Origin of the sequence: Streptomyces ovatisporus, assembly GCF_042653885.1 — a bacterium.
Classification (GTDB): Bacteria; Actinomycetota; Actinomycetes; order Streptomycetales; family Streptomycetaceae; genus Streptomyces; species Streptomyces ovatisporus.
The window spans coordinates 216,534-229,195 of sequence record NZ_JBHSFH010000007.1; the positions used below are offsets into that span (position 1 = coordinate 216,534).

Below are 12,662 nucleotides of genomic sequence, written 5' to 3' on the forward strand. Positions count from 1 at the left end.
GTCGGAACGGGGCGATGGCCGACCACCGGCCGGCGTCACATGCGCTCGCTCGCCATCGCGGACAGACGCACCTCGGGCCTCAATTGGGCAGAGGCAAGCGCTCGGCCAGGTCGCCACCGTCTCAGTTTCCGTCTCGTTCGCCGTCGTTCGCGGACGTTCGCGGACGTTCGGACAAGGCCGGAAGCCGATCTCGTATCCGCCGCCCAGCCTCAACGGGCCGAACGCAGGCCCCGACCGGAAACCGGTCGATGCCTTCGTCGTTGACCACACTCCGGCGGCACTTCTCGCAACTCCCCGCGCAGCTGGGCTTCCCGACCCGGCCGACCCATCGGGTTCAGCTCTCCGGGTCCGCTTCCGCCTCTCACTCCGCCCGGACGCGTCGGGCAGCCGGCGCACCCCACCCCCCGTCTCACTGACGGGTCCCGATCGCGCAGTTGCGTCCCGTCACGGACTGCACGGGGCAGCTGACGCCCAATCAGCTCGAACGGCGTGTTGCTGACTAAATGCATAACTCCTCCCATACCGTGTGTCACTGCCTACATGCGATCGATTACTGATCGTGTACAGCCCTCATGGAAGTGGAGATGAAATGCGCAAGCTTCGCGAAGCTGCCGTAGTGGCCGCCATGGTCGGTAGCGTCAGCATGGTCGGTGCCGGCATCGCAACCGCCGGAGGCTGGGAGCCCGAGCCCGAGCAGCTCCCGACGGTCACCTGCACCCAGGACGCGAGCGAGACCAACGCCGACGTGATCATCGGCGGCACCGTCGACCTCCTCGGCGGTGGCGGCGACGCCGACGCCAGCGCCACTCAGCAGATCTGCGGCATCGGCAACGAAGAGAACGAGAACACCGCAGGCGAGGCCACCGGCGGCGCCGGCACGGACGCTCTCTGATCCGCAGGACCTGACCCGACAGGGCAGATTCAGGGACCGGGCCCCAGCGGCCCGGTCCCTGAGCCATGTCGAGCGCCTCATTCCTCTGTCCGCTCGACGAATCCGGGCCGGTCGACGGCCGGAGATTCAAGGCGCTCGTAGCTTCCGGACATTCCATATCAAACGGCGTGTTGCCGGTGAAACCGGTAAACGCTGTTCTACCGTCTGTCACTGCCTACATGCGATCGATTACTGATCGTGTACAGCCCTCATGGAAGTGGAGATGAAATGCGCAAGCTTCGCGAAGCTGCCGTAGTGGCCGCCATGGTCGGTAGCGTCGGCATGCTCGGTGCCGGCGTCGCAACCGCCGGAGGCCACCCGGAGCCCCAGGAGTTCCCGTCGGTCAACTGTGAGCAGGACGCCAGCAACACCAACGTGGACCTGATCGTCGGCGGCACCGTCACCGTTGCGGGCAGCAGCGGCGGCGACGCCGACGCCAGCGCCACCCAGCAGATCTGCGGCATCGGCAACGAAGAGAACGAGAACACCGCAGGCACCGCCGTCGGCGGCGCCGGCACGGACGCTCTCTGATACGCAAGACCTGACCCGACAGGGCAGATTCAGGGACCGGGCCCCAGCGGCCCGGTCCCTGAGCCATGTCGAGCCACCGCCGCGAGGGATCGTGACCCTGGCCAGTGCTGCGAACGAGCCGATCGAGGAAAGCCAGGGCCGTTGATCAGCCACGGCGCCAATAGGGACGTAACAGCGTGTTGCAGATCAAATGCTTCTCAACCGGGGAATATGGTTCAGCCACTGACTACATGCGATCGACAACTGATCGTGTACAGCCCCCTGGAAGTGGAGATGAAAATGCGCAAGCTTCGCGAAGCTGCCGTATTGGCCGCCATGATCGGTAGCGTCGGCATGCTCGGCGCCGGCATCGCGACCGCCGGAGGCCACGAGGAGCCCGCGACGGTCAACTGCGAGCAGGACGCCAGCCGCGTCAACGCAGACGTGACCTTCGCGGGCACCATCACCGCTGCGGACACCCCGGGCGGCGACGCCGACGCCAGCGCCACCCAGCAGATCTGCGGCATCGGCAACGAAGAGAACGAGAACACCGCAGGCACCGCCGTGGGCGGCGTCGGCACCGAGGTCCTCGGCGGCTGACCTCCACCCCTTGCCCCATCGGAACATCTCAGGGACCGAGCACGGCAGCTCGGTCCCTGAGCCGTGTCACGGCCACTACCGACTCGGACCGCACGCGAGGCGGAGAGTGCGCAGCTGCGATCAAGCGGCGTGTTGTCGAAGCGAATTGCCCGATTTGCGAAATATGCTTTCACACTGCGCCATGCGACCACCCCTCGGTCGCGCCAAGCCTTTGGAAGTGGAGACGAAATGCGCAAGCTTCAGAAAGCCGCCGTAGTGGCCGCCATGATCGGTAGCGTCAGCATGGTCGGTGCCGGCGTCGCAACCGCCGGAGGCTGGGAGGAGCCCCAGGAGCTCCCGACGGTCAACTGCGAGCAGGACGCCAGCAACACCAACGTGGACCTGATCGTCGCGGGCACCGTCACCGTTGCGGGCAGCAGCGGCGGCGACGCCGACGCCAGCGCCACCCAGCAGATCTGCGGCATCGGCAACGAAGAGAACGAGAACACCGCAGGCACCGCCGTAGGCGGCGTCGGCACCGACGTTGTCGGCTGATCGGTCTCGACTGACGGGCCATCTCAGGGACCGAGTCCAGCAGCTCGGTCCCTGAGCCGCGTCGGACACCTGAATGAATTCGGTCCACGCATCGCTCTGCCGACGGGATCCGGCGACGTCCACAGCTGTGGACGAACGGCGTGTTGGTAAGGGGAATTGCCCTATTTCCGGAATACGCTTTTTCACTGCGCCAGCGATCAGTTATTGGTCGTGTCAAGCCCTCATGGAAGTGGAGATGTAATGCGCAAGCTTCGCGGAGCTGCTTTTGTGGCCGCCACGCTCGGTAGCGTCAGCATGCTCGGTGCCGGCGTCGCGACGGCCCAGGGCGGCGAGGAACAGCCCAGGCCCGTGACGGTCAACTGCTACATGGACGCCAGCCGTACCGACAACTCGACGCAGTTCGGCGGCCTCATCACCGTCACCGGTCCTCTGATCGACCTGGGTGACGCCGACTCGAGCGGCACCCAGCAGGTCTGCGGCATCGGCAACGAGGACATCACCAACTCCGGCGGCGACTCCACAGGGGGCACCGGGACCGACGTCGTCTGACCGATCGGCACGGCACGATCCTCCGGGCAGCTCAGGAACCTGGTCACCGGGTTCCTGAGCTGCCCGTCGTCATGCCCGGACGCGTAGTCCGTCAGGCGGCCTTCTTGAAGCGCTGCAGCGCGCCGTGAGGGTCGAGGACGTATTTGCGGCTGGCGCCCTTGTCGAACTCCTCGTAGCCGCGCGGGGCTTCGTCCAGGGAGATGATCTGGGCGTTGACGGCCTTGGCGATCTGTACACGGTCGTGGAGGATCGCCATCGCGAGCTCACGGTGATACTTCATGACCGGGCACTGGCCGGTGGTGAAGCTGTGGCTCTTGGCCCAGCCCAGACCGAGACGGAGCTTGAGCGAGCCCGACTGGGCGTCGCTGTCGATGCCGCCGGGGTCCTCGGTGACGTACAGGCCGGGGATGCCGAGGGAGGCGCCCGCCCTGGCCACCGACATGAGCGAGTTGAGCACGGTGGCGGGGGCTTCGTGGGCGTCCTTGCCGTGGCCCTTCGCTTCGAAGCCGACGGCGTCCACGGCCGCGTCCACCTCGGGTTCGCCGATGATGTCCTCGATCTGGTCCTCCGGGGCGCCGCGTGTGAGGTCGACCGTCTCGCAGCCGAAGCTGCGTGCCTGGGCGAGGCGCTCACCGTTGAGGTCGCCGACGATGACGACGGCCGCGCCCAGCAGTTGGGCCGACGCCGCGGCGGCGAGTCCGACCGGTCCGGCGCCCGCGATGTAGACGGTGCTGCCGACGCCCACACCCGCGGAGACGCAGCCGTGGAATCCGGTGGGGAAGATGTCCGAGAGCATGGTCAGGTCGAGGAGCTTCTCCCGGGCCTGGTCGGCGTCGCGGAAGCGGAGCAGGTTGAAGTCCGCGTACGGGACCATCACGTACTCGGCCTGACCGCCGGCCCAGCCGCCCATGTCCACGTAGCCGTAGGCGGAGCCGGGGCGAACCGGATTGACGTTGAGGCAGATGCCTGTCTTGCGCTCCTTGCAGTTGCGGCAGCGTCCGCAGGCGATGTTGAAGGGGACGGACACGATGTCGCCTTCGTGGATGTACTCGACGTCCGGGCCCTTCTCCACCACTTCACCGGTGATCTCGTGGCCCAGCACGAGGCCCGCGGGTGCGGTGGTGCGTCCGCGGACCATGTGCTGGTCGCTGCCGCAGATGTTGCTCGCCAGCACCTTGACGATCACTCCGTGGCGGCAGTCGCGGCCGACGTTGCGGGGGTCGACCCCCGGACCGTCGTGCAGCCGCAGGTCGGGATAGTCGATGGTCTCGATCTCGACGACGCCGGGTTCCACGTAGGCGACGGCCTTGTTTCCACTCATGCGCTGTCCCTCCGGCCTTGTACGGGCACACCATTCATCCCTTTCGTGGCAGTTTGCGGCACGCGCCACGTGTCGGCCAGTGCGGACCTGCGGGAGGGCTTTGACCTGCGGATTCGCTCCGTACGGGCTCCCGGGCCGTGGGGTGTCCCCCGTCAGGACGGCGCGGGCTGGCAGTCCGGGCACCAGACGGTGCCGCGGCCCGCGACGCGGTCGCGGTGCAGGCCGGTGCCGCAGCGGGGGCACTTCGGGTCGGCGTCGTCCCGGTGGCCCGTGAGCCAGGACCGGCGGGGCGGCACGCAGTCGGCCTTCATCGAGGAGCGCAGGACCGTGCGCATGTCCGCGTGGAGGCGCCGGCGTTCGCCGTCGGCGAGGTCGCGTGCCTGGCGGGCCGGGTGCAGCCGGGAGCGCCAGAGGATCTCGTCGGCGAGGAGGTTGCCGATTCCGGCGAGCACGGACTGGTCGGTGAGGCCGGACTTGACGGTCCCGCGCCGGTGGGCCAGCGCCGCGTCGAACTCCTTGCGGCCGACTGCCGCCGCGTCAGGCCCCTGGGCTTCCAGGGTGCGCGCGACGGCCGCCTCGTCGGCGAGCCAGAGGCCCTTGAGCTTGCGCTGGTCCCGGTAGCGGAGTTGGCGGTCGCGGCTGAGGGTGAAGGTGATCCGGTCGTGGGGGGCGAGTTCGTCGCGCGGGCTGCAGCACAGCAGCCCGCCCGTCATGCCGAAGTGGAGCAGGACGGTGGGCCCGTCGGTGCGGGCCAGGAGCCACTTCCCGTGCCGCTCGGGCTCGGAGAACGTACGGCCCTCCAGGTCGCGGCGGAGGCGTTGCGCGCTCACGCCGTGCAGGACGCCGCTGTCGTGCACCTCGACCCGCGCGATGCGCCGGCCCCGGGCGCAGGAGGCGAGCACCTTGCGGAACCCTTCGACGTCCGGCAGTTCGGGCATGCCGTCACCACCAATCCTCGTGGAGGCCGTAGCAGCGACTCCGGGACGGGGTCGTTCCGAGCGTACGGCTGCGCAGGTCGCCCGGCAGCACGGCCGGGGCTGCTCAGGCTCCCGGGGTGCGGAGCGCCGGGAGCCCGACGGCGAGGGCCGAGACGGCCCGGTGCAGCGTGGGGAGCATCCGGGGGCAGGCGGCGGCGAGTTCGGGATCGGCGGCGTAGAGCTCGGCCAGGACGGGTGAGGGCGTGGCCACGGGGTAGAGCGTGCCGGCGAGGGCGGCGGCGGCCTGCACCAGCTCCGCGCCTTCGCTCTCGCTGAGCTCGGGGCATGCGGCGGACACCTGGGCTCCGAGGCGCGAAATCACGCCGTGCGCTGCGTACTTGAAGCTGCGCGCCGCCTCCAGGGAGATGTTGTGCTCCAGCGTGGTGGTGGTGTGGCTGAGGAGGTCGCAGAAGAAGGGACGCTCGGCGAGGGTCTCGGCGAGAGCGGAGACCGTCCGGGTGCGACGGGCCTCGGCCTGTCCGCCTTGCTCCCGGGCGCCTTCCGGGGCGGCCTTGCCCGTCGCCCCGGTTCCGGTCCCCGTTCCCGTCTCCGTCTCCGCACTGAGCCGTGCCTGCGTGGCGAGCTCCCACTCCTGCCAGCCGGCCGCCGCGAGTTCCAGGAAGATCTCCTCGCGGGTGCCGAAATAGCGCACGACGTTGGATTTCGCCAGGCCGACGGCCTGAGCGACGCCTCCGAGGGTCACGTTGCGCACGCCGGACTCCGTGCCGAGCTCCCGCGCGGCGGCGAGGATCGCCTCGCGCCGCTGCTCCTTCTGTTCCGGCCGCCGGGCCCGGACAAATCCCGCATCTGTCATGACGGTGCCAGCATACGAGGCACTTAAAAGACCGCCGTTCCTTTAATAATAGAACGACGTTCTGTTAGTGTCCTTGGCACTGCGCCACACAGGAGGACGCCATGGTTGAAGTGCGCCTGCGGGTCAACGGAACCGCCCGCGAGATCGACGTAGAACCCCAGGTCAGCCTGCTCGACGCGGTGCGCGAGCGACTCGGCCTGACGGGGACGAAGAAGGGCTGCGACCAGGGCGCCTGCGGTGCGTGCACCGTGCTGGTGGACGGGGAGCGCATCTGTTCCTGCCTCGCCCTGGCCGTGCAGTACGACGGACGCGAGGTCACCACCATCGAAGGCGTCGACCATCCGCTTCAGGCGGCCTTCACCGAGCACGACGGCTTCCAGTGCGGCTACTGCACGCCCGGCCAGATCTGCTCGGCGATCGGCATGCTGGCCGAGCACAAGGCCGGTGCGCCCAGCGCCGTGACGGAAGAACTCGACGGCGGCGAAGCCGAGTTGACGGACGACGAGATCCGCGAGCGGATGAGCGGCAACCTGTGCCGCTGCGGTGCGTACAACGGAATCGTGGACGCGGTCAGAGAGGTGGCCGGCCGATGAGGCCCTTCGCCTATGTCAGCGCGCCCGACGTGGAGACCGCCGTCGAGGCCGTCTCGGAGCATCCGGGGGCGAAGTTCCTCGGCGGCGGCACGAACCTCGTCGACCTGATGCGCGAGGGCGTCGAACGTCCCGTGACGGTCGTCGACATCAGCAGACTGCCGCTCACCGAGATCGAGGAACTGCCCGACGGGGGACTGCGCATCGGGGCCCTCGTACGCAACTCCCGCCTGGCCGCGGACCCGTTGGTCCGCAGCCGCTACCCGGTGCTCGCCCAGTCGGTGCTCAACGGCGCCTCGGGACAGTTGCGGAACATGGCCACGGTCGGCGGCAATCTGCTGCAACGCACCCGTTGTCCGTACTTCTACGACACCGCCGCACGCTGCAACAAGCGGGACCCGGGCGCCGGTTGTGACGCGATGGAGGGCTTCAGCCGGTCCGCCGCCGTGCTCGGCACGAGCGAGAGCTGCATAGCCGCGCACCCGTCCGACATGTGTGTGGCGCTCGCCGCCCTGGACCCGGTCGTCGAGGTGCGGAGCGTACGCGGGACGCGGCGCTTCCCGTTCGCGGAGCTGCACCGGCTCCCGGGTGCCACACCGCACATCGAGACCCGGCTCGACGAGGACGAGCTGGTCACGGCGGTGGAGCTGCCCCCGCTGCCGCCGGCCGCCCACTCGCGGTACAGGAAGGTCCGGGACCGGGCCTCGTACGCCTTCGCGCTGGTGTCGGTGGCGGCGGCGCTGGAGGTACGGGACGGCACCGTCGCGGACGTGCGGCTCGCTCTCGGCGGAGTGGGGGCGAAGCCGTGGCGGGCGCACGGAGCGGAGGCGCTGCTGCGGGGTGCGCCTGCGACCGAGGAGTCGTTCCGGCGTGCGGCGGAAGCCGAATTCGCCGCCGCGGTGGGCAGGTCGAGCCGTACCGGCATGCCGGACAGCCGGAGCGGGGCGGAGTCGGCGCCCGGCGGTCAGGGCGCCCGGGCAGGCAACGAGTTCAAGATCGAGCTGGGGCGCCGCACGGTGGTAGCCACCCTGCGCCGGCTCGCCGACGAGGGGAGCAAGGCATGAGCAGCCCGGAGAGCCCCGACGGCCCGGTCGCCGCCGGCAGCACCGCCGTGGCCGCCGTCCCCGCGGAGGCGGCCGGACCCGCCGCCGTGGGCAGGGCCGTCGACCGCGTCGACGCGCCGGTGAAGGTCACCGGCCAGGCCCGCTACGCGGCCGAATTCCCCTACGTGGGGCAGGCCTACGCGGCGTTCACGTACGCCACCGTCACGCGTGGCCGCATCACCGCGATCGACACGGCGGCGACGTCCGCCCTTCCGGGCGTGGTGGCGGTGATCACCCATCTCGACGCGCCGCGGATGAAGCCGTCACCGAAGCCCAATCCGCTGCGGAGCATGGAGAGCATGGCGACGGCCACGTCCGTCGACTACCTCAACACCTCCGAAGTGCACTGGAACGGGCAGCCGGTGGCAGTAGTCGTGGCAGAGGACGTCGAAACCGCCCGGCACGGCGCCGAGTCGGTCTCGGTGACGTACGAAGTCCTGCCCCACAGCGTCGACTTCGCCGCCGAGGAGCACAACGCCGTACCGCAGAAGAGCAGCATCATCCAGCACGCGTCCGGTTCGAAGGGGGACGCCGACGCGGCCCTCGCCGACGCGCCGGTCTCCGTCGACCTGCGCTTCACCACACCCCGCCACCATCACAACGCCCTCGAACCGCACGCCACCACGGCCGTCTGGGACGGCGACCGGCTGACCGTCCACGACGGCACCCAGAACATCCACTGGCTCCGCTCGCAGCTGGCGACGAAGTTCGACGTCCCCCTCGGCGACGTCCGCGTCGTCTCCCCGTTCGTGGGCGGCGGATTCGGGGGCAAGTCGATGGTGTGGCCCGGCACGATCCTCACCGTGCTGGCCGCGCGGGTCACCGGCCGTCCCGTACGCGCGGCCCTCACCCGCGAGGGCGTCTACCGCTCCGTCGGGGGACGGCAGCCGTCCGTGCAGCGTGTGGCGATCGGCGCGGAGCGGGACGGAGGGATGACCGCGCTGATCCACACCAGTACGGCTCCGATGGGCAAGGTCGGCGGGATGCCCGAGCAGATCACCACCGTCGCACGTCACATGTACGGCGCCGGGAACATCCGCCATCAGCAGCGCACACTCGGGCTGGACACGCACAGCACGACGAACATGCGCGCCCCCGGCGAGTCGATCGGTTCGTACGCGATGGAGGCCGCCGTCGACGAACTCGCCTACGCGCTGCGGATGGACCCGGTCGAACTGCGGTTGCGCAACGAGCCGTCCAGGAACCCGATCGACGGAAAACCGTTCGCGCACCGGCAGTTGCGGGAGTGCTTCGTCAACGGCTCCTCCCTGTTCGGCTGGTCGGCGCGGAGCTTCGAGCCCCGGTCGGTGCGCGAGGGCCGTTCGCTGATCGGCTGGGGGACCGCCGCCGCCTACCACCCGGCCTGGCAGTTGCCCGCCAACGTGACCGTACGGCTCGACGCCGCCGGACAGGCCCTCGTGCGCTGCGCCTTCCACGAGATGGGCATGGGCACCGCCACCGCCCAGGGACAGATCGCCGCCGACGCGCTGGGCGTGCCCTTCGATGCCGTGACCGTGGAGTACGGCGATTCGGAACTGCCCACGGGTCCGGGCGCCGGCGGCTCGGCGCAGACCGCCAGCGTGGCGAGCAGCCTGCTGGAGGCCTGCGAGAAGCTGAAGAAGTCGATCGGGACGCCGCGTGAGGGGGAGTCGTACGCACAGCTCCTCGCCAGGACGGGCAGGGATCACGCGGAAGCCGCCGTCGGCTCGGAGACACGGGTGGGAAAGACGGTCGGGCAGGTCAAGTTCACCGCCAAGTACCTGAAGGACCAACGGCGTTGGATGAAGGCGGCGTGCGGGGCGCACTTCTGCGAGGTGCGGGTCGACGCCGATACCGGGGAAGCGCGCGTCACCCGCTGGGTGGCCGTCTTCGACGTCGGCCGGGTGATCAACGCGAAGACGGCTGCGAGCCAGTTGCGCGGCGGCGTCGTCATGGGCATCGGCCAGGCGCTCACGGAACAGACGCTGCTCGACCCGCGCACGGGGCGGATCATGAACCCGAGTCTGTCCGAGTACCACGTGCCGGTGCACGCCGACGTCCCGCGCATCGACGTCAGTTGGCTCGACGATCCCGATCCGACGATGCCGCTGGGCCTCCTCGGTATCGGCGAGGTCGGCATCACGGGCGTGGCGGGCGCGATCGCGAACGCCCTGCATCACGCGACCGGCAGGCGCCTCTACGACCTGCCGCTGACCCTGGAGAAGCTGCTGTGAAGATCGTCCTGTTCGGCGCCTCCGGCATGATCGGCCAGGGCGTGCTGCGCGAATGTCTGCGGGACGGGGGAGTCACGGACGTCGTCTGCGTCGTACGCGCTCCCCTGGGCGTCCGGCATCCCCGGCTGCGGGAGATCGTGCAGGAGGACTTCTCCGACTTCTCGTCGGCGGCCGGGGAGTTCGCGGATGCCGATGCGTGCTTCTTCTGCCTCGGCGTCTCGGCCGCGGGCAGGAGCGAGGAGGAGTACCGGCGGATCACCTACGACTGGACCCTCGCCGCAGCGCACGCGCTCACCCGGGAGGGAGGCGAGCCGCCGGCCTTCGTCTACGTCTCCGGTGCCGGCACGGACAGCACCGGGAACGGCCGGGTCATGTGGGCGCGGGTGAAGGGCCGTACGGAGAACGCGCTGCTGGCGATGCCCCTCCACGCGTACATGTTCCGGCCCGGCTACATCCATCCGCTGAACGGCGAGACGTCGCGGACGCCCGGCTACCGCAGGCTGTACGCGGCGCTCTCCTGGCTCTATCCGGTGCTGCGGCGCGTCGCCCCCAAGCAGGTGACCACGACGGAGCATCTCGGCCGCGCGATGCTCGCCGTCGCCAGGCGCCGGGGCGGCGGCGAACGCGTACTCCACAGTCCGCAGATCAACGCCGCGGCGCTGGAGTGAGCACGGCGCCCGGCAGGCGCGGGACCGGGGGCAGCCGCCGTGAGCAGCGGGTCACGGCACGAGGTAGGAGTGGAAGAGGTTGTCCGGGTCCCAGTGGGCCTTGAGGCGCTTCAGCCTCTCCCAGTCGGCGGGCGCGTACGAGCGGCGCGAGCGGGACGCGCCCGCCGCCAGATCGGCTTCGGCGATGTAGTGACTGCCGGTCCCGAGCGGGTCGAGAGTGTCCATGGAACGCCGCAGCCAGCGCGTGTTGGCCTCGTCGTGCGCAGGATCGTCCCAGATCGCGAAGGCGGCCAGGTAGGACTCGCCCAGGGACGAGAACGCCATGTCGCGCCCGCCCCCGGGGTCGGGGGCGACCGGTTCCACGGGCACCAGCACGAGGGACTTGCCCGACGGTGCTTCGGCGATCCGCCGGGCGCCACGGGCGAGTTGGGTCTCGTACGGCTCCGTCGACCACAGCGTGTCGACCGCGTACCGCTGCTCCCCCGGCCAGCTTCCGTCGGCGCCTTCGTGCAGGGCGACGTAGGACGTCGGTTCCGGCGGCTGCCGGGACAGGGCCCGGTCGGCGAAGGGGCAGCCGGTCAGGGGTGCCAGGACGTCCGTCGCCTCCCGGGGCGAACCGGTGAAGACGGTGGCGGTCAGGGTGATCCCGGGGGACGGATCGGCGGTGGCGGGTTCGGTCCCGTCGGCGGTCGCGGTCCCGTTTGCGGTCGCGGTGGCGGTCCCGTTGGCGGGTTCGGTCCCGTCGGCGGTCGCGGTGGCGGGTTCGCCGGCCGTCAGCACGAAGGAGGTCTCGACGGACGGCGGCAGCCGGAGCGCCATGGGCACGGCCCACGCAGCCAAGCGCTCCACTTCGGGCAGCGGGAACGTGAGCGACGTCGTGATGATCGCACCGGGCTGCGGGCGGAGCCGTAGCCGGAAGCGGGTGACGACGGCGAAAAAGCCCGGCCCCGCACCGCGCGCCGCCCAGAACAGCTCCGGATTCTCCGTCGCGCTGCACACGAGCCTGCGGCCGTCGGCGGTGACTGCCTCGACCGCCTCGACGTACTCGCAAGCGGGGCCCCAGGCACGGGAGTTCCAGCCAAGGCCGCCGCTGAGCAGGAAGCCGCCCATCGCGACCGTCGGGCAGTGGCCGAAGGGGAAGGCGAGGCCGTGCGGCTCCAGCGCGGAGGCGAGCACGCGGCTGGTGGTGGCGGGGCCGACGGTGGCCGTCCTCGAAGCGGGGTCGATGACGCAGCGGTTGAGCCGGGAGAGGTCCAACAGCATCGCACCGTCACGGAGTTGAGCGCCGGACCAGTTGTGCCCGCCGGACCGGAGGGACACCCGCAGGCCCTCTGCGCGGGCGCGGGCGAGGGCTCGGGGAACGTCGTCCTCGGTGGCGGCGAGGACGATCACTTCGGGGAAGCGGTCGGGCTTGAGCCCGTTCCAGACCGCCTGTGCGCGGGCCCGGTCGTACCCGACGTCACCACGCCTGATCAGCGCTCCGTCGATGCTGCCGGCGGACGTCGGGTCGGTCATGGGGGCCTCGCTCATCGTGGACGCAACGGGGCGGTCGGTCGGCGCGCAGTCGGGGCCGAGGACGCCGAAGACCACCAGGAAGATGAGATAGCACAGCTCACCCCGGGATCAGCCACCTGCGTCCGGCGGAAGTGGGTCCGCAGCTTGCGTGGCGGCTCATCTCAGGTAGCGTAGGCAAATGTGATTTTCGGTGCAACTTGGACATTCACCTGTTGAGTTCGCACGCTCACGCTGCGGAACCGGGGCAGATCGCTCGGCCCGGTGGCATGAGCGCGATCCACTGGCCGACCATCGACAGCGCCTGCTTCAGTTGCGACCCGGACGGCACACGGCGCAT

General features: G+C 70.1%; 13 protein-coding genes. 9 read left to right on the forward strand and 4 right to left on the reverse strand.

Translation table 11 applies throughout. From position 1 onward, the window contains the following. The first annotated feature begins 589 nt into the window (after positions 1 to 589). The 5 genes from ACFPA8_RS14775 to ACFPA8_RS14795 all read left to right on the forward strand — a co-directional run bounded on the left by ACFPA8_RS14775 (position 590) and on the right by ACFPA8_RS14795 (position 3,124). On the forward strand, positions 590 to 892 hold the full coding sequence (locus tag ACFPA8_RS14775) for a hypothetical protein (RefSeq protein ID WP_386448138.1): 303 nt from the start codon (positions 590 to 592) through the stop codon (positions 890 to 892). A 267-nt stretch (positions 893 to 1,159) separates the two neighbouring features. Then, positions 1,160 to 1,462: a hypothetical protein gene (locus ACFPA8_RS14780; RefSeq protein ID WP_386448140.1), complete on the forward strand. Its 303-nt coding sequence runs from the start codon at positions 1,160 to 1,162 to the stop codon at positions 1,460 to 1,462. 279 nt (positions 1,463 to 1,741) lie between these two features. Continuing rightward, a complete protein-coding gene (locus ACFPA8_RS14785) occupies positions 1,742 to 2,041 on the forward strand; it encodes a hypothetical protein (RefSeq protein WP_386448143.1) in 300 nt (99 codons plus the stop codon). Between the two features lie 228 nt (positions 2,042 to 2,269). Next, complete coding sequence (locus tag ACFPA8_RS14790; RefSeq protein WP_386448146.1) at positions 2,270 to 2,575, forward strand: hypothetical protein; 306 nt, start codon at positions 2,270 to 2,272, stop codon at positions 2,573 to 2,575. A gap of 240 nt (positions 2,576 to 2,815) precedes the next feature. Then, positions 2,816 to 3,124, forward strand: a complete 309-nt coding sequence (locus ACFPA8_RS14795) for a hypothetical protein (RefSeq protein ID WP_386448149.1) — start codon at positions 2,816 to 2,818, stop codon at positions 3,122 to 3,124. 91 nt (positions 3,125 to 3,215) lie between these two features. Here ACFPA8_RS14795 and fdhA read toward each other — a convergent pair whose 3' ends face one another. From fdhA to ACFPA8_RS14810, 3 genes are all read right to left on the reverse strand, one after another. Further along, positions 3,216 to 4,445: a formaldehyde dehydrogenase, glutathione-independent gene (fdhA, locus tag ACFPA8_RS14800; RefSeq protein WP_386448151.1), complete on the reverse strand. Its 1,230-nt coding sequence runs from the start codon at positions 4,443 to 4,445 to the stop codon at positions 3,216 to 3,218. A 152-nt stretch (positions 4,446 to 4,597) separates the two neighbouring features. Further along, positions 4,598 to 5,383, reverse strand: coding sequence for an Fpg/Nei family DNA glycosylase (locus ACFPA8_RS14805; RefSeq protein ID WP_386448154.1), 786 nt, complete (start codon positions 5,381 to 5,383; stop codon positions 4,598 to 4,600). Between the two features lie 103 nt (positions 5,384 to 5,486). After that, positions 5,487 to 6,236 (reverse strand): TetR/AcrR family transcriptional regulator, encoded by a 750-nt coding sequence (locus ACFPA8_RS14810; protein ID WP_386448157.1) that lies wholly within the window; start codon positions 6,234 to 6,236, stop codon positions 5,487 to 5,489. Between the two features lie 101 nt (positions 6,237 to 6,337). Between ACFPA8_RS14810 and ACFPA8_RS14815 the strand changes: the two genes are divergently transcribed. Genes ACFPA8_RS14815 through ACFPA8_RS14830 form a run of 4 tightly spaced genes read left to right on the forward strand, consistent with a single transcriptional unit; the run spans position 6,338 to position 10,810 of the window. After that, on the forward strand, positions 6,338 to 6,829 hold the full coding sequence (locus tag ACFPA8_RS14815; protein ID WP_386448160.1) for a 2Fe-2S iron-sulfur cluster-binding protein: 492 nt from the start codon (positions 6,338 to 6,340) through the stop codon (positions 6,827 to 6,829). After that, positions 6,826 to 7,890, forward strand: coding sequence for an FAD binding domain-containing protein (locus ACFPA8_RS14820; protein WP_386448163.1), 1,065 nt, complete (start codon positions 6,826 to 6,828; stop codon positions 7,888 to 7,890). Before ACFPA8_RS14815 ends, ACFPA8_RS14820 begins: the two co-directional genes overlap by 4 nt. After that, the gene (locus tag ACFPA8_RS14825; protein ID WP_386448166.1) at positions 7,887 to 10,142 is read left to right on the forward strand and encodes a xanthine dehydrogenase family protein molybdopterin-binding subunit; all 2,256 of its coding nucleotides are present in this window, start codon (positions 7,887 to 7,889) and stop codon (positions 10,140 to 10,142) included. The genes ACFPA8_RS14820 and ACFPA8_RS14825 overlap by 4 nt, the downstream gene beginning before the upstream one ends. Further along, positions 10,139 to 10,810 (forward strand): NAD(P)H-binding protein, encoded by a 672-nt coding sequence (locus ACFPA8_RS14830; protein WP_386448169.1) that lies wholly within the window; start codon positions 10,139 to 10,141, stop codon positions 10,808 to 10,810. Before ACFPA8_RS14825 ends, ACFPA8_RS14830 begins: the two co-directional genes overlap by 4 nt. Before the next feature lie 51 nt (positions 10,811 to 10,861). On the opposite strand, the gene ACFPA8_RS14835 is transcribed toward ACFPA8_RS14830, so the two are convergent. Continuing rightward, complete coding sequence (locus ACFPA8_RS14835; RefSeq protein WP_386448172.1) at positions 10,862 to 12,325, reverse strand: FAD-binding oxidoreductase; 1,464 nt, start codon at positions 12,323 to 12,325, stop codon at positions 10,862 to 10,864. Positions 12,326 to 12,662 lie beyond the last annotated feature (337 nt).

Excerpts from the sequence above, each read along its gene's own strand:
- ACFPA8_RS14790 (WP_386448146.1), top strand. The coding sequence starts at position 2,270 with ATGCGCAAGCTTCAGAAAGCCGCCGTAGTGGCCGCCATGATCGGTAGC.
- ACFPA8_RS14815 (WP_386448160.1), top strand. The coding sequence starts at position 6,338 with ATGGTTGAAGTGCGCCTGCGGGTCAACGGAACCGCCCGCGAGATCGAC.
- ACFPA8_RS14775 (WP_386448138.1), top strand. The coding sequence starts at position 590 with ATGCGCAAGCTTCGCGAAGCTGCCGTAGTGGCCGCCATGGTCGGTAGC.
- ACFPA8_RS14820 (WP_386448163.1), top strand. The coding sequence starts at position 6,826 with ATGAGGCCCTTCGCCTATGTCAGCGCGCCCGACGTGGAGACCGCCGTC.
- ACFPA8_RS14780 (WP_386448140.1), top strand. The coding sequence starts at position 1,160 with ATGCGCAAGCTTCGCGAAGCTGCCGTAGTGGCCGCCATGGTCGGTAGC.
- ACFPA8_RS14835 (WP_386448172.1), bottom strand. The coding sequence starts at position 12,325 with ATGACCGACCCGACGTCCGCCGGCAGCATCGACGGAGCGCTGATCAGG.
- ACFPA8_RS14785 (WP_386448143.1), top strand. The coding sequence starts at position 1,742 with ATGCGCAAGCTTCGCGAAGCTGCCGTATTGGCCGCCATGATCGGTAGC.
- ACFPA8_RS14825 (WP_386448166.1), top strand. The coding sequence starts at position 7,887 with ATGAGCAGCCCGGAGAGCCCCGACGGCCCGGTCGCCGCCGGCAGCACC.
- ACFPA8_RS14810 (WP_386448157.1), bottom strand. The coding sequence starts at position 6,236 with ATGACAGATGCGGGATTTGTCCGGGCCCGGCGGCCGGAACAGAAGGAG.
- ACFPA8_RS14795 (WP_386448149.1), top strand. The coding sequence starts at position 2,816 with ATGCGCAAGCTTCGCGGAGCTGCTTTTGTGGCCGCCACGCTCGGTAGC.
- fdhA (WP_386448151.1), bottom strand. The coding sequence starts at position 4,445 with ATGAGTGGAAACAAGGCCGTCGCCTACGTGGAACCCGGCGTCGTCGAG.
- ACFPA8_RS14805 (WP_386448154.1), bottom strand. The coding sequence starts at position 5,383 with ATGCCCGAACTGCCGGACGTCGAAGGGTTCCGCAAGGTGCTCGCCTCC.